The sequence below is a fragment of the Butyrivibrio sp. X503 genome (genome assembly GCF_003625475.1).
GTDB lineage: Bacteria > Bacillota > Clostridia > Lachnospirales > Lachnospiraceae > Butyrivibrio.
In genome coordinates this window covers 17660-34193 of record NZ_RAIQ01000006.1, presented here as the reverse complement: position 1 = coordinate 34193, position 16534 = coordinate 17660, and the positions used below count along the sequence as shown (strand labels likewise).

Below are 16534 nucleotides of genomic sequence, written 5' to 3'. Positions count from 1 at the left end.
TTTGTTATTCTTGGATAGTCGAATGACACACATGTAAAAAACAACCGAAGGGAAGGACAGAAAAATGAAAGTATTAAAAGTATTAAAAAAGATCGGAAAGGTTTTACTTATTATTGTTTTGGTGATCAGCTTGCTCCTTGTTGTTGGGCTTAACTACAAGACAGTTCTTGCAAGCCATAAGAATAAAGATGTTGTAGCGGCGGCAAAGTCATTGGATGATATCAATGTGCCCGATAATGTTAAGATCTTCGGACTTGGTGAAGCAAGCCACGGTGCTGTTGAGTTTCAGGAATCCAAGCTTGATGTGCTAAAGATCCTTGTAGAGAAGCACGGATTTAAGGCTATTGCAATTGAAGCGGATTTCGGAACATGCCTTGAAGCCAATGCATATATTCAGGGCGCAGATGGCGATTCAAGAGACATAGTAAATAAAATGGATTTTGCTATTTATCATACACAGCAGATGGCAGATCTTCTTGATTGGATGAGAGATTACAATCAATCTGTTCCGGAAGAAGAACACCTTAGATTCTATGGTTTTGATATGCAGTATCCAACTAATGGAGTGGAGTTTCTTTACGATTACATGGATAAAAACGGTATCAGCGGAATCGATACTTCTTATATAGAAAAATACATTGATGTAAACAGACAGGCTAAGCTTACTGACGAAGAGAATCAGAAGGTAAAGGATGAGCTTGCGGAAATAAAGGCGGCAATAGAAAATGCAGCCGGAAGTGAATTTGATTTCGATACAACAGCTGCAATAAAGGTAGCGGAAAATACAATGGTCAACGTGGATTGGAGCACAAAGGATATTCAATCCGGTGAAATGAGCAATTTCAGAGATGAATCAATGGCAGAGAATGTAACCTGGATATTGAATCTTGAAAAAGAAATCGGCTCAGGTAAGATCATGCTTGCCGCACACAACGGTCATATCGGAAAAGTGGGACAAAACATTCTGGTAAAGGAAACAATGGGTGGATTTCTTAAGGAAAAGTATGGTGATTCATATTACAGTCTCGGAACAGATTTCTTTAAGGGAACATTTAATTCAAGTGTTATCAGAACATCTGCGGATGATCCATATATGCGTAAGAACTACTATGTAACAACGGCAGATCCCATGGCTTATCAGGCCAAGTACATGGAAGATAAAAAGTTTTATTTGGATTTTGAAAATCTTTCACCTGAAGACAATAAGGCTGTTTATGATCTTGTTCATTCAAATGTGACAACAGGTAGCGTGGGTGAAGGCTTCTACGGATTAGGTTATCTTATACATGCTTCGTATCGTATAAACATTGCCCCTACAGAGCTTTACGACGGAATGCTTTTCTACTACAGCATCTCACCTATCGATCCCGTGGTGGAACTTGATTGATCCTGTTTTTTTGGTAATGTTAAAATATTTGCAATAATATATTTACAAATTACAACAAATGGTGTAAGATATTTCCATCCAACGCAGATTAGGAGGAAAAAAGATGAAGAAATATGTAAATGTATTATTGGGGCTTTCAATATCCGCGGCTCTTTGTGCCTGCGGTAACACAAAGGATGAGATAAACTATGATCTTGATGTTTCATCGGAAGAAGTTTCAGCAGTGACTTCTTCAGTAGAAGATACCGCAAGTACGGGTGAATCGGCAGATAATACTACAACTGATGCTTCAGGTGAAGCTTCTTCAGACAGTTCGTTTTACTGTCTTGAGCTTGAATATGACAAAGAGAATACGGTAGACCTCGGTGGAGACGGCAAGATGGATACGCTGATGGCAACGGGTTCAGATGACACACATTATGATCTTGTCATCAACGATCAGACCATCGAGCTCATTAACAGAGATACCAATAATGACTGGGAAATGGCAACTTCTTATTATGTACATAATTCAGAAGGCGATTTCATTATGAGCGAACTCAACGATCCTTTAAACGGATGGGAGACCACATTATATATGTGGAACAATGGTTCATTTGAGGAGATTGGCTCTGAGCCATTGGGGATAATGAAGGATGATAATTTCCAAGCGGAGATCTTTGGAGATAAGGTCGTACTTTTTGATTCAATAAGTGTTCTTAGTACTTGGAGAGGAACCAAAGACTTTACCTACGGCAAAGACGGATTCATTGCTAAAGACGAGAAATACTTCTACGCAGGAGATAAGGTGGCTCTTACTCTTAAGCAGGACGTAGCTTTTGACGACGACTATGAAGTCGGTGAAGCTGCAAGAACCGCAGCTGCGGGTGATACTATCTACATCAGCTGTATGATTCAAGACCGTGTAGGCTTTACTTCCGAAAACGGAGATTTTCTTGGATACCTTACAGTTACTCAGACTGACAGCGGAGAATACGAGGTTAACGGAGTAAATGAATATGAAATGTTCGACAACATATTATATGCAGGCTGATAAAAACTACGGATCATGATATGTACCCTCTTTACCGGACTATCGGTAAAGAGGGTTTTTTATGTAATATAATAATTATGGGCAAAAAAAGTCGAGAATCAGATTCACACTTTTAGATATTATTAGCTCACAAGGAGATGAGCGGATGGACGAACAAAGAAAAGCAGTACGCAAGATGCAGGATTACATAAGTGAACACATAACGGAAGAGATAGACATAACAGCTCTTGCGAAAGCTGTTTCTTTTTCTCCGTGGTATGCCAGAAAGCTTTTTATCAAATACCTGGGCATGACGCCGGCTGTTTATATAAGGCGCCTTAAGTTATCAAAGTCAGCGCTTTGCCTAAGAGATGAAAAGAATCTCATTCTGGATATCGCTATGGAAATGGGCTTTGGAAGCGTCGATGGATATCAGCGCGCATTCAGACGTGAATTCGGTTGTAATCCAAAGGAATATGCAACAAGTCCCGTACCTATCTGGCTCTTTACTCCCAGTCTGATCATGGAAAAGGAAAGGAATGTGAGCGAAATGAGTGAAACAAGAAATGTTTTTATCCAAGTGGTCGAAAGACCTGAGAGAAAAGTTATCATAAAAAGAGGCATCAAAGCCACAGAGTATTGGAGCTACTGTAAGGAAGTCGGCTGTGATGTATGGGGGCTTCTTACAAGTATTAAGTCCATAACGGGAGAACCTGTTTGTCTCTGGCTTCCCAAGCAGCTTATCAAGCCCGGAACGAGCGAGTATGTTCAGGGAGTGGAAGTAGAACCCACATACAAAGGCTGTGTACCGGAGGGCTTTGAGGTTATCGATCTTCCCAAGACTTCATATCTTCTTTTCAGGGGAGAACCGTTTGCTGAAGAAAATTATGAGCAGGCGATCGGAGAGATCTGGGATGCAGAGAAGAAATATAACCCTGAATTTATAGGATATAAATGGGACGACAATAATCCCAGGATCCAGCTCGAGCCTATAGGCGAGAGGGGTTATATAGAACTGGTACCGGTGAAAGAGGTCTAAGACGACGGATATAAAAAAACCGAGGCATTATGCCTCGGTTTTTGTTATAGAGTTATTATATTAAGCGTTAGCTAATCTTTTTTTAGATATAAACTGCAGGATAAGAGCAACTGCTATAACAGCAACACCAGCGGCATCTGTTATAGTACCGGGAGAGATAAGCATGATTCCGCCGACGATCATAATGATCCTTTCCCATATCTTCATGTCGGTAAACAGATATCCTTCCAGTGCGGCAGCAACTGCCATGATTCCGATCAGAGCGGTTGCGTATATTATTATGACGCTCGATACGGTGGTATCTATAAGCAGCATCGCAGGGCTAAAGCAGAAGATATACGGTATCAGGAAAGCCGCTACAGCCATCTTTGTTGCGGCGATGGCAGTACGCATTGGATTGGACTTTGCGATAGCACTTCCTGCATATGCAGCCAAAGCAACAGGAGGAGTGATATCTGCCACAATACCGAAATAAAATACAAAGAAGTGAGCTGCTATTATCGGAACGCCCATTCTTGTGAGGATCGGTGCACAGGTTGCAGCCATGATACAGTAAGTGGCTGTTGTAGGAACGCCCATACCAAGGACGATACAGCACAGCATCGTAAGGAAGAGAGCGATAAAGAGCTTGTCTCCCGCAACGGCAACGATGGCGTTGATCATTTCATTGGCAAGACCTGTCATTGTGATAGTTCCTGAAATGATACCTGCAACTCCGCAGGCAGCACCAACTGTAATTGTTCCTCTTCCTCCGGCTTCAAGTGACTCAAGGAACTTCTTTAAGGTGAAGCGATCTCCGCTGACAAAACCTTCAATCACGCCTACGAGGATGGCAACTACGATGGAATAAGCTGCTGCTCTCTGCATTGTCATCATGTTCTTGGAAACCCAGATAACAAGAAGGACAAGGGGCGCCAGAAGATAGATCTTCTTTAAAAGCTGTGAGAACTTAGGCAGTTTTTCCACCGGGACACCTGTAAGGCCGTGTTTTTTAGCTTCCAGATGAACAGCTACGAAAATACCTGTAAAGTACAGGATCGCCGGGAAAATAGCTCTTGAAAGAATGTCGGAATAAGGAACGCCGATGATATCAGCCATAAGGAAGGCAGCAGCACCCATGATAGGGGGCATGATCTGGCCTCCGGTTGATGCAGCGGCTTCTACGGCGCCGGCAAAGGATGACTTATATCCGGTCTCTTTCATCATAGGAATTGTAACGGAACCGGTAGTAACCGTGTTTCCAACGGATGAACCACTTACCATACCGCAAAGTGCAGATGAGATAACGGCAACCTTCGCGGGGCCTCCGGCGAAACGACCGGCAATGCAGTTGGCAAGATTTATGAAAAGCTCTGAAATTCCGGTGCGCTCAAGAAACGCTCCGAAGATGATAAACACGACAATATATTTGGAACAAACATTGATCGGGGTCGACAGAATACCTGTCTTTGCATAAAACAGATTTCGCACGAGATAATTAAGTCTACCGAGAGCCGATGGATTGGTAAGTCCATAGACAAGGGCATAGACGATAAAGAACAGTGCTACGATCAGGATAGGCCAGCCTACGCTTCGTCTTGTCACTTCCAAAAGTGCTATGATGCCGATCACGGCGATCACGATCTGGTAGGGCTGAAATCTTGTTCCCTGCTGAATGATCTGCTCGGCGTTGAAGGTGTAATACAAAAATGCGCCGGTTCCTAAGATCATACCAAGTATGTCGTACCAGGGTATGTGGTTTTCTTTATTGTTGTTTTTGTTTGCAGGATAATACAAAAATCCAAGGAGTACGATAAGCCCCATGAATGATGTAAGTCTTATTTCTTCAAGAAATGTGGCAAACAGAGTTACCCATATACAGAACAAAGAAAAACCTATCAATATAGCTTTAACTGCTATTGCAGGTTTTCCGGTCCAGATGCGGACATTGGATTCTCTGTCATATTTTTTCATAACCTCATCAAGGTTTTCCTGCGAAGGTGCGTTTATATTTAAGTCTTTAACTTGATTGCTCATTAAATCTCCTTCTTTGGTCATATTTTACATTACTGTGTAGGTACCGAAATACCGTGCTCCTCATAGTAACGGGCAGCACCTTTGTGGAAAGGTACGTTAATTCCGGATGTGGCATTTTCTATTGAAAGTTCTTCGCCCTTAGCATTTTCTTTTGCTATGGCTTCTTTATGATCAAAAACAGCAGCAGTGAGATTATATACACATTCATCATCAAGATCTGCATCTACGATCAAAGTAGCCTTGATCGTTATTGTCTCGATCGGTTGATCCTGTCCCGGATAGGTCCCTTCGGCTATCTGCATGGGGGTATAATACGGACAGATGCTCATGATGTTGTCTCTAAGTTCTCCGTCAATGGGGATCAGATTCACACCGTTTGTTGTGGCGAGCTCAGTAATGGCGGAAGTAGGAGCGCCGGCTACGATAAATGCTGCGTCGATCTGTCCGTCCTTAAGAGCTTCTTTACTGTCATCAAAGCTCTGATACTGTGGTTTGATATCATCAACCGAAAGTCCTGCGCCTTCAAGCACGTCCATGGCGTTGAAATACACGCCGGAACCGGGTGCTCCGATGGAGACGCTTCTTCCTTTCAGATCACTTACGGATTTGATGTCGTCCTTCATGGTTATAAGCTGAACGGTCTCGGCATAAAGGGCACCGAGGACACGGAAGTCAGTGGAAGGGCCGTCTTCTTCAAATGATCTGCTTCCTTCCCAGGCGTAGCTCATTACGTCTGACTGGGTAAATCCGATCTGATAATCTCCGTCGCCGATACTCTGGATATTGGCTTTGGATGCAGCAGTTGAAACTGCGGTTACGCTGTAATCCGTATACTCTTTCATGTACTGTGCAAGGACACCGCCGAAGGCATAATAAGTTCCGGATGTACCTCCGGTTCCCATCATCATCCTCTGGCCGCCGCATCCCGAAAGTATAAGCATGGATGTGGCAATTAGAAGGCAGATAAGCTTCTGCCTAATGCTGGTTTTCATAGTGGTTTCCTCCTATAATGCGTTGTCTTAGGGTCTATTCAAAGTGGCAAGTATTATTTCTGCACACTGAGGAATATCTATTTTTCCGACATCAAAACAGAATGTGTAATTTGATGCATCGGACATTTCTTTTCCGGTATATTTCTTGAAAAATGTACGACGCTTGCGGTCGTGTTCTTCCATGGACTTTTCTGTAACAGGCTTTCCGTCTATGGAGATCTCATCGAGACGTTGCATCTTGTTTTCCATGGGGCCGTGGAGATATACGTTAATTGAATCGACACCGGCTTCTGCCAAGATCATATTGGCGCAGCGTCCTACAATAATGCAGGGACTTTCTGCAAGCTTTAAGATAACCTTTTTTTCAGCTTTAAAGATGGCATCATGGGAACTGGTATAGGAAACGGTGCTGTTAAAAAGGTCATCGAGCACCTTTGAAGAACGACTTAATTCCTCGCCTTCGCGTTCAACGTCTTCCTCGTCGAAGCCACTTTCCTCCATGGTTTTTGATACAAAGTCCTTGTCATAATAAGGAATGTCAAGTTTTTCTGACAGAATTGCAGCCAGGCTCCTTCCGCCTGCACCGAATTCTCTGTTGATTGTGATTACCGGTAATTTTTGTTCGCTCATCTTTTCTCCTTTATGCGCGCAAATATCAGTGATATTACTGGGTCTTTCTTATTATACAATAAATTGAATGAGGAAAAAGGGATGAAATAGGCGGTTTTGCTTGCTTAAAAGAAAAAAGCGATAGACTACAGAACACTACAGCTCGAGAGGCCCTCGCGGGTTCTCGCACCCGTCTTATCGCATGAAAAAAGGACATCCGATTGGATGTCCTTTTTTAAGCGATAGACGGGGCTCGAACCCGCGGTCTCCACCTTGGCAAGGTGGCGCTTTACCAACTAAGCTACTATCGCGTTTATTTCGTTGCCGTGTTTACCGCGACAACAAAATTGATTTTAGAGTATAAGTGCTGGGTTGTCAACACATTTTTTTTATTTTTCATCGCAAACTTGAAAAATAACGAATTTAAGGTAATAAGAAGCCGCTCCGCCCCATAAAATAGGGTGATCTGCTGCCTGCTGTCTGAACTCAACCTGGCGAAGACGCTTGTGTGCATCTCTGGCGGCGTCTTTTATAGTTTTGAGGAAGAGCTCCTCGTCCATAAAGTGAGAGCAGGAGCAGGTTGCGAGGTATCCGCCGTCTTTTACGAGCTTCATTCCGCGAAGGTTGATTTCTTTGTAGCCTGTGACAGCTTTTTTGACAGAGGCTCTTGATTTGGTAAACGCAGGAGGATCGAGGATAACAACATCAAATAATTCGCCTTCCGATTCAAGCTTTGGAAGAAGCTCAAAAACATCGGCGCATTCAAAAGATGCTATATCCGACAAATTATTGATCGCGGCGTTTTCTCTTGCCTGTTCGCAGCCAAGGTCCGATGCGTCAACTCCGATTACCTTTGCTGCACCGCCGGCAGCAGCATTGAGTGCAAAAGAGCCTGTATGAGTGAAGCAGTCCAGAACTCTTTTGCCCTTGCAGAGACCGCGAATGGCCTGCCTGTTGAACTTCTGATCAAGGAAGAAACCTGTCTTCTGACCGTTCTCCACATCAACATAGTATTTGACGCCGTTCTCTTCTATAAGAACCTTGGTGTCGAAGTCCTCTCCGATAAATCCCTTAATGCGCTCAAGTCCTTCGAGTTCGCGGACTTTGGCGTCGCTTCTTTCATAGACACCGCGCACATAAACGCCATCTTCTGCAAGGACTTTTTTGCATTTATCAAGGATAAGATTCTTCATTCTGTCAGTGCCGAGAGCAAGCGACTCGATAACCAGCACGTCCGCAAATTTATCGATCGTGATGCCGGGAAGGAAATCAGCTTCGCCGAAGATCATTCTGCAGGAGAGCATAGTAAAAGCCATAGGAGAATCGTACTGATAGAGGTAAGTTTCGATATAGGAAGCCATGACTCTCTTTCTGTATTCCCAAGCGTCTCTTACGCGCATTTCTATAAGAGATTCGTTTACCGGATTATCTTTTTTCCTGGACATTATACGCACGCGAAGCTTGGACGCCGTGTTGATAAAGCCGTAGCCTAGGAAATATCCGTCGAAGTCGTTAAGCTCAATAATGTCTCCGTTATCGAAAGCTCCTTCAATACGAGCTATCTCATTATCGTAAATCCAGGCTCCGCCCGCTTTAAATTCGCGGCCTTCGCCCTTCTTTAATATCACCTTTGCATTTGAATAATTTATGCAATCTGAATTGTTCATTTTTACCCCTATTTGGTTGATTATTTGTAATTGATTCTATTACTAAATTTATATATCATAGTTTCTAACGCAGCACAATTATTAATAAAAAAGAAGCGTTGAAAGAAGGAAAAAACATGACAGATTACAAGCTGCTTGGCGAGCAGATCAAGGCTCTTGCGGAAGATGAGCCGGGATTCATTCCCGTGCTTTCCAATGCCTCTGCTCTCTTATTTGACAACATAGAGAATCTCAACTGGGCCGGTTTTTATCTTATGAATAAAGGATCTCTTTTGCTGGGACCTTTTCAGGGAAAGGTTGCGTGCATCAGGATACCTCTCGGAAGAGGAGTTTGCGGAACTGCGGCAGGCGAAGATAAAACTCAGCTTGTCGACAACGTGCATGAGTTCGCGGGACATATCGCGTGCGACGGAGCGTCCAATTCGGAGATCGTAGTTCCGATCCACAGGGGCGGAAAAGTAATCGGAGTTCTCGACATAGACAGTCCCTTACTTGCAAGGTTTTCGGAAGAGGATAAAAAAGGACTCGAAGCCTTTGTAAAGGTTCTCGAGGAGAGTACGGATTTTACCGGAATAGAAGAGTAATAGAAGCGGAGAAAAGCTATGGATAAAAGAATTTCTTTTTCAAGTGATTATACAAAGGGAGCTCATCCAAGAATTCTTGAGCGCATGACAGAGACCAATTTTGAGCAGATAGACGGTTACGGAACGGATGAATATTGTAAGAGCGCTGCAGAGAAGATCAAGACTGCGTGCGGAACTCCGGACGCGGATGTGTTCTTCCTTGTGGGCGGAACACAGACCAATCAGACAATTATCGATATGCTGCTTACGCCGTATGAAGGCATTGTTGCGGCTTCTACCGGTCATATCGCAGCGCACGAAGCAGGCGCAATCGAGCACGCGGGACATAAAGTAATAACGCTTTCTAACCGTGGAGAGGAAAAAGATACCGAGAAATACGGATCTGATATCGGCAAGATAGCGGCAGCTGACCTTAAAAAGCTTCTTAAGGATTTCTACGATGACAGCAACCACGAGCACATGGTATTCCCGGGCGCTGTTTATGTTTCTCATCCTACAGAGTACGGAACACTCTATACCAAGAAAGAACTTGAGAACATTTCTCAGATATGCAAAGAGTATAAGATTCCTCTTTTTCTTGACGGAGCAAGGCTTGGATACGGTCTTATGAGCAAAAGAACCGACGTAAGCCTAAAGGATATTGCAAGTCTTGTTGATGTTTTCTACATCGGTGGAACCAAGGTCGGCGCGCTTTTTGGCGAGGCGGTTGTTTTTACAAAGGGAGTTACGACAAAGCATCCCATTCCGGTGATCAAGCAGCACGGAGCGCTTCTTGCAAAGGGATGGCTTTTGGGACTTCAGTTCGACACGTTGTTTACGGACGATCTTTACTTTGAGCTTGGCAGAAACGCCATAGAGACCGCGGAACTATTAAAAGATGGTTTAAAGAAAAAAGGATACGAGATTTTCCTGGATTCTCCGACCAATCAGCAGTTCGTTATTGTCTCAAATGAGAAGTTAAAAGAGCTTGATAAGAATGTCAGATACGGATTTTGGGAAAAATATGATGATAATCATACGGTAATCCGTTTTGCTACAGACTGGGCGACCCAAAAAGCAGACGTGGAGAGGCTTCTTGAGCTCTTATAACAGTTCAACGCGACAACGCGATTTTGGTTGACAGTGCTAAATAAAACGCATATATTAAATATACATATAATTGTATACATGTATTTTGAAACAAGAGGAGGAAAAGTATGAAGAAGAAATTATTATCTATCGTACTTGCATCTGCCATGACACTGAGCCTTGTAGCTTGCGGAAGCTCAGCTGTCAGTGGAGTATCTCAGGACCAGCAGGGTTCAGATGCTCAGCAGACCACAGCAGACACAGCTGCTGAAACAACAGGAGAGGGCTCCGGATCAGATCTTAACGTTATGCTCGAGACTCCCGTTGAGTCACTTGATCCCCAGCAGGCAACTGACGGAACATCATTCGAAGTTATCGCAGATTACACAGACGGACTTATGCAGATGGACGCAGACGGACAGGCAGTTAATGCGCTTGCAGAGAGCGTTGATGTTGCAGAGGATGGTCTTACATACACATTCCACATTCGTGAGGATGCAAACTGGAGCAACGGAGAGCCTGTAACTGCTGCAGATTTCGTATTTGCATGGCAGAGAGCAGTTGATCCCGAAGTTGCTTCTGAGTATTCATTTATGTTCAGTGATATCGGACAGATCGTAAATGCTCAGGATATTATCGATGGCAAGAAGGATAAGGCAGAGCTTGGTGTTACAGCCGTTGACGACAAGACTCTTGAAGTTAAGCTCAACTGCCCTGTTTCTTATTTCTTAAGCCTTATGTACTTCCCTACATTCTACCCTGTAAACCAGGCATTCTTTGAGGGATGTGCAGATACTTTCGCAACAAGCCCTGAGACAACACTTTCAAACGGTGCTTTCGTGCTTGACGAGTATCAGCCTGCAGCAACAACAATTCATTTGACAAAGAACGAGAATTACTATGACGCTGCAACCGTTAAGCTTCCGGGACTTAGCTATCAGGTAATCCAGGATTCACAGCAGGCTCTTATGAGCTACCAGAACGGTGACCTTGATACAACACTTGTTAACGGTGAGCAGGTTGACCAGGTTAAGGATGATCCCGCATTCACAGCAATCGGTGCAGGATATCTTTGGTATATCTCTCCCAACATGAGAGACGTTAAGGAGCTTCAGAATCTCAACATTCGTCTTGCTCTTACAATGGCACTTAACAGAGAGGCTATTACAACAGACGTTCTTAAGGATGGTTCAGCTCCCACATATACAGGTGTTCCCATGGACTTCGCAGCAGGCCCTGACGGAAGCGATTTCTCCGCAGACCAGAAGAAGTTCGAGGACGTTTGCAGATATGATGCAGACAAGGCTGTAGAGTACTGGAACAAGGGTCTTGAAGAGCTCGGCGCTACAAGCATCACTCTTACAATGATCCACGATGCAGACGACGCTCCCATCAAGGTTGCACAGGTAGTTAAGGAGCAGCTTGAGACAACTCTTCCCGGACTTACTGTTGAGCTTCAGCAGATGCCCAAGAAGGAGAGAGTAGAGCGTATGCAGGAAGCAGACTTTGAGCTTGGCCTTACACGTTGGGGTCCCGACTATGCCGATCCTATGACATACCTTGGTATGTGGATCACAAACAACCCGAACAACTACGGCTTCTGGAGCAATGCAGAGTATGACAAGATCATAAGCGATTGCACAACAGGTGAGATCGCAATGGATCCCGAAGCTCGTTGGGCAGCTCTTTATGATGCAGAGAAGATCGCAATGGATGATGCGGTTATCTTCCCTCTTTATACACAGTGCAATGCTGAGCTTATCTCAACAAACGTATCAGGAATCGAGTTCCATCCTGTAGCACTCAACAGAGTATATAAGAGAGCAGTTAAGAACTAATAGCAATATAAGATGATTACTGCGCAAGGGTGGGTAGTGATAACCTATATCACCCTTGCGCATTATCTTTTTTCGGAGTCAATATGAGAAAATATATATTGAAAAGAGTAGTGACAGCACTTTTCACACTACTTGCCATTACACTTATTCTTTTTATACTGATGCAGTTAATGCCTGGTTCACCCTTTAACGATGAGAAGTTAAACGAGGCCCAGAGAGCATCGCTGTATGCTAAGTATGGTCTTGATCAGCCCATAATCGTACAGTTCTTTAAATACGTCGGAAACATGTTCAGAGGCGATCTTGGTGTAAGCTACAAGATATCCAAGAACACTCCTATCACACAGCTTATCGCTACAAGACTTCCTATTTCCATCGGAGTCGGATTTGCGGCGGTACTTATCGGCGCGGTAGTAGGTCTTTTGCTTGGTCTTCTTGCAGCATTTAAGCACGATACCGTGTGGGATACTTTGGCAACGATCATTTCCGTAATCGGTGTATCTGTACCTTCTTATGTGTTTGCGCTTGCGCTTTCATATCAGTTTGGATTCAGGCTCAAGTGGTTCCCTATGCTGTTCTCGGCTAAGGATGTGCTTGGTTCATCGGTATTACCTTCAATTTCACTTTCAATGTTTACAATGGCATCTATCGCAAGATTCACAAGATCAGAGATGATAGAGGTGCTTGGTTCCGATTACATGCTTCTTGCGGAGTCCAAAGGTCTTTCGGGAAGAAAGCTTGTGTTCAGCCACGCGCTTAGAAATGCGCTTATTCCGATCATCACGGTTTTGGCGCCGCTTGTTGTAGACCTTATGACGGGTTCGCTCGTTGTAGAAAAGATCTTTTCAATCCCGGGAGTAGGATCACTCCTTGTAAACGCTATTCAGTCCAATGACTACAATGTTGTCATTGCGCTCAGCTTTATCTACTCGGCAATGTACATTGGTATCATGCTCGTGGTAGACATCATGTACGGAATCATCGATCCGAGGATCCGTGTGGCAAAGGAGGGAGACTGATATGTCAAATGAATCAGCGGTTTTAAACCAAAACGAATACATCCCTACCGATGCGGATTTTGTATTAAAAAAGAACAACGCGGACATTGAAGTGGATTCTAACTTTGCGTCACAGAGCTTCTGGAAAGAAGTTATTGCCCGTTTTATAAGAAAAAGAAGTGCGGTATTCGGACTTGTTTTTGTTCTTATAATTACTTTCTTTGCATTTGTAGGTCCCGGAATGAATGCCTATACCTATTCGGGACAGAATCTGGAGCAGAAAAACCTTGCGCCCAGAATACCTATTATCGAATACACCGGCCTTTTCGACGGGCATGAGAATATCAATACAACGTCGGGAACAAAGACCGTTAACTATTATTTTGAAAAGAAGCTTCTCGATACCTTCTACTGGTTCGGAAGTGACAACTTCGGAAGAGACATCTGGACAAGAACCTGGTCAGGTGCTCAGGTTTCACTTATCATCGCAGTTGCGGCCGCTATCATCGATATGATCATCGGAATGAGCTATGGCCTTATTTCGGGATATTTCGGCGGCAAGGTCGATATGGTGATGCAGAGAATTCTTGAGATCGCCAACGGTATTCCCAGACTTGTTATCGTGACTCTTTTGCTCCTTGTATTTAAGCCCGGAATGATCACCATCATCATCGCTCTTATGCTTACAGAGTGGGTGGGAATGAGTAGGATCGCCCGTGCTGAGATGCTTAAGCTTAAAGAGCAGGAGTTCGTTCTTGCATCAAGAACACTCGGCGCAGGAAGCATGCATATTATTTTCAGCGAGATCCTGCCCAATATTATCGGACCTATCATTACTCAGGTTATGTTTTCTATACCTACGGCTATTTTCACCGAAGCATTCCTTTCCTTTGTGGGACTTGGAATTCCGGTACCGAGATGCTCACTCGGATCACTTATCTCAGAGGGATTTAACAGCTTTACGACACATCCTTATCAGATAATTCCTCCGATCATAGTGATGGCTCTTTTGATGCTGAGCTTTAACCTCGTGGCCGATGGACTTAGGGAAGCACTTGACCCCAAGCTTAAGGAGATGTAAACGCTATGAGTACAGAGAAGAAAAAAGAAAAAATTCTTGATATCAAGAATCTTGATATCACTTTTGATACAACAGCAGGAAAAGTTCATGCCATCCGCGGAATCAACATTGATCTCTATCAGGGCGAAACAGTTGCCATCGTTGGAGAGTCGGGTTCAGGTAAGTCTGTTACAATGCGTGCGGCTATGGGTATTCTTGCCAAGAACGCTACCATAAACAGCGGAGAGATTATATACAGATACCGCGACAACAAGGGCGGAATTGATTACGATCCCGATCTTGATAAGGATGCGCAGTGGAAAGAGACCGATATCCTCAAGATGGACAAGGCATGGATCAGAAAGCATATCAACGGAAGACGTATGGCAATGGTCTTCCAGGATCCCATGACTTCACTCGATCCCACAATGTCAATCGGCAAGCAGATCATGGAAGGTATGATCTGGCACTACAAGATCGATAAGAAGGATGCATGGAACCGTTCCGTTAAGCTTCTTGAAGAGGTTGGAATCGAAGATGCCGAGAAGAGAATGAAGCAGTATCCTCATCAGCTTTCAGGCGGAATGAGACAGAGAATAGTTATCGCGATAGCTCTTTCATGTAATCCCGATCTTCTTATCTGCGATGAGCCCACAACGGCGCTTGATGTTAATATTCAGGCCAAGATACTTGAGCTTATCAAGAAGATTCAGAAGGAAAGAAACATTGCGGTTATCTATATCACTCACGACCTCGGTGTTGTTGCAAAGGTTGCGGATTACGTTAACGTAATGTATGCGGGTAAGATCGTCGAAGTCGGAAACATCAATGAGATCTTCTATGATCCCAGACATCCTTATACTTGGGGACTTCTTTCCGCAATGCCTGATCTTGATACGGATGAGCCAAGGCTTTATACAATTCCGGGCTCTCCTCCGAATCTTTTACACGAAAAAGAGGGAGATGCATTTGCGCCCAGAAACGCTTATGCGCTTGAGATAGATGACAAGAAAGAACCGCCTATGTTCGAGATAACGGAAACGCACAAGGCGGCGACATGGCTTCTTGATCCCAGGGCGCCCAAGGTAGAGATGCCCGCGGAGCTCAAGGCAAGAATTGATAGAATGAAGAAGGAGGCGGAGAATAATGGCAGCAAATTATAATGAAAAACCGCTTCTTGAAGTAGAAGGACTTAAGCAGTACTTTCCCGTGAGCAAGACGTTCACGGTAAAGGCTGTAAACGATGTAAGCTTTAAGGTTTATCCCGGAGAGACATACGGCCTTGTAGGTGAGTCGGGTTCAGGTAAATCGACGATCGGAAGAAGCATCATAAGACTTTATGATCCGACTTCCGGTAAGGTTACGTTTGACGGAAATGTGATCAGCGGCAAGCTTTCAAAGAGCACAAAAGACAAGCTCAGAGTGCAGATGCAGATGATCTTCCAGGATCCCATGGCGTCCCTTAATCCCAGAAAGAAGATCAAGGACATCATCGGTGAGGGACTTGATATCCATCATTCATATAAGAACAAGCAGGAGAGAGAGGAAAAGATAGAAGCTATCCTTGCCAAGGTAGGACTTGCCAAGGAGCATGCGGACAGATATCCTCATCAGTTCTCCGGTGGACAGAGACAGCGTGTAGGTATCGCCAGAGCGCTTATCCAGAATCCTAAGCTTGTTATTGCGGATGAGTGTATCTCTGCGCTTGATGTTTCCATTCAGGCTCAGGTTGTTAACCTTATGAAGGATATTCAGGAGGAAACGGGAACAGCTTATCTGTTCATCGCACATGACCTTTCAATGGTCAAGTACATTTCCGATAGGATCGGTGTACTTCATTTGGGTCATCTTCTTGAGACGGGTACTACGGAAGAGATATTCAGCAATCCTATCCATCCGTATACAAAGAGTCTTTTGTCTGCGATCCCCGTACCGAACCCTGAGTTCGAGAAGAACAGAGTATCCGTTAATTACGACTACAAGACATCGGGCATAGACTATGATCTGGGTACAGAGCATCTCGTTGACGGAACTCATTACGTTAAGTGTACCGACGAGGAATTTAAGGCCTGGACATAAAACAGACTTGCACGATTAAAAGTTTAGTAGTATGATATGTCATTATTAAGAATAAAAAGGCTGTGACGAAGACAGTAGGCAGTATTTGAAAGCTTTCAGAGAACCGATGGTTGGTGCGAATCGGTGCGAGTAAGATCTTCCGAAAATCACTTCTGAGCTGCGGGACTGAAATGACAGTAGGTTCT

Annotated in this window: 14 protein-coding genes, 1 tRNA gene and 1 other annotated feature (1 of these 16 only partly in view); of the genes, 10 read left to right on the top strand and 5 right to left on the bottom strand. The window is 44.0% G+C overall.

Translation table 11 applies throughout. The features are described 5' to 3' along the window. Positions 1 to 64: 64 nt before the first annotated feature. The 3 genes from D6853_RS11585 to D6853_RS11575 all read left to right on the top strand — a co-directional run bounded on the left by D6853_RS11585 (position 65) and on the right by D6853_RS11575 (position 3438). Entirely contained in the window at positions 65 to 1387 is a 1323-nt protein-coding gene (locus D6853_RS11585; protein WP_120658171.1) for an erythromycin esterase family protein, read from the top strand. A 103-nt stretch (positions 1388 to 1490) separates the two neighbouring features. Continuing rightward, on the top strand, positions 1491 to 2420 hold the full coding sequence (locus D6853_RS11580) for a hypothetical protein (protein ID WP_120658170.1): 930 nt from the start codon (positions 1491 to 1493) through the stop codon (positions 2418 to 2420). Between the two features lie 145 nt (positions 2421 to 2565). Beyond that, entirely contained in the window at positions 2566 to 3438 is an 873-nt protein-coding gene (locus tag D6853_RS11575; RefSeq protein WP_120658169.1) for an AraC family transcriptional regulator, read from the top strand. A 60-nt stretch (positions 3439 to 3498) separates the two neighbouring features. Here D6853_RS11575 and D6853_RS11570 read toward each other — a convergent pair whose 3' ends face one another. The 5 genes from D6853_RS11570 to D6853_RS11550 all read right to left on the bottom strand — a co-directional run bounded on the left by D6853_RS11570 (position 3499) and on the right by D6853_RS11550 (position 8722). Further along, entirely contained in the window at positions 3499 to 5454 is a 1956-nt protein-coding gene (locus D6853_RS11570; protein WP_199713030.1) for a TRAP transporter permease, read from the bottom strand. 29 nt (positions 5455 to 5483) lie between these two features. Continuing rightward, complete coding sequence (locus D6853_RS11565) at positions 5484 to 6446, bottom strand: TAXI family TRAP transporter solute-binding subunit (protein WP_120658167.1); 963 nt, start codon at positions 6444 to 6446, stop codon at positions 5484 to 5486. Positions 6447 to 6473: 27 nt separating this feature from the next. Further along, the gene (locus D6853_RS11560; RefSeq protein ID WP_120658166.1) at positions 6474 to 7076 is read right to left on the bottom strand and encodes a cytidylate kinase-like family protein; all 603 of its coding nucleotides are present in this window, start codon (positions 7074 to 7076) and stop codon (positions 6474 to 6476) included. Positions 7077 to 7293: 217 nt separating this feature from the next. Then, positions 7294 to 7366: transfer RNA gene (locus D6853_RS11555), tRNA-Gly, on the bottom strand. A 78-nt stretch (positions 7367 to 7444) separates the two neighbouring features. After that, positions 7445 to 8722, bottom strand: coding sequence for a class I SAM-dependent rRNA methyltransferase (locus D6853_RS11550; protein WP_120658165.1), 1278 nt, complete (start codon positions 8720 to 8722; stop codon positions 7445 to 7447). Positions 8723 to 8838: 116 nt separating this feature from the next. Between D6853_RS11550 and D6853_RS11545 the strand changes: the two genes are divergently transcribed. The 7 genes from D6853_RS11545 to D6853_RS11515 all read left to right on the top strand — a co-directional run bounded on the left by D6853_RS11545 (position 8839) and on the right by D6853_RS11515 (position 16349). Continuing rightward, complete coding sequence (locus tag D6853_RS11545; protein WP_120658164.1) at positions 8839 to 9306, top strand: GAF domain-containing protein; 468 nt, start codon at positions 8839 to 8841, stop codon at positions 9304 to 9306. 18 nt (positions 9307 to 9324) lie between these two features. Next, positions 9325 to 10395 carry a threonine aldolase family protein gene (locus D6853_RS11540; RefSeq protein WP_120658163.1) on the top strand — a complete coding sequence of 357 codons (1071 nt, stop codon included), beginning with the start codon at positions 9325 to 9327 and terminating at the stop codon, positions 10393 to 10395. 107 nt (positions 10396 to 10502) lie between these two features. Continuing rightward, positions 10503 to 12212 carry a peptide ABC transporter substrate-binding protein gene (locus D6853_RS11535; protein ID WP_120658162.1) on the top strand — a complete coding sequence of 570 codons (1710 nt, stop codon included), beginning with the start codon at positions 10503 to 10505 and terminating at the stop codon, positions 12210 to 12212. A gap of 83 nt (positions 12213 to 12295) precedes the next feature. Then, positions 12296 to 13231, top strand: coding sequence for an ABC transporter permease (locus D6853_RS11530; protein WP_120658161.1), 936 nt, complete (start codon positions 12296 to 12298; stop codon positions 13229 to 13231). Between the two features lies 1 nt (position 13232). Next, positions 13233 to 14291 carry an ABC transporter permease gene (locus D6853_RS11525; RefSeq protein WP_120658160.1) on the top strand — a complete coding sequence of 353 codons (1059 nt, stop codon included), beginning with the start codon at positions 13233 to 13235 and terminating at the stop codon, positions 14289 to 14291. 5 nt (positions 14292 to 14296) lie between these two features. Further along, positions 14297 to 15433, top strand: a complete 1137-nt coding sequence (locus D6853_RS11520; protein ID WP_120658159.1) for an ABC transporter ATP-binding protein — start codon at positions 14297 to 14299, stop codon at positions 15431 to 15433. Next, the gene (locus tag D6853_RS11515; protein ID WP_120658158.1) at positions 15417 to 16349 is read left to right on the top strand and encodes an ABC transporter ATP-binding protein; all 933 of its coding nucleotides are present in this window, start codon (positions 15417 to 15419) and stop codon (positions 16347 to 16349) included. The genes D6853_RS11520 and D6853_RS11515 overlap by 17 nt, the downstream gene beginning before the upstream one ends. 53 nt (positions 16350 to 16402) lie before the next feature. After that, positions 16403 to 16534 (top strand) — a binding site (T-box leader); it runs 112 nt beyond the window's last position.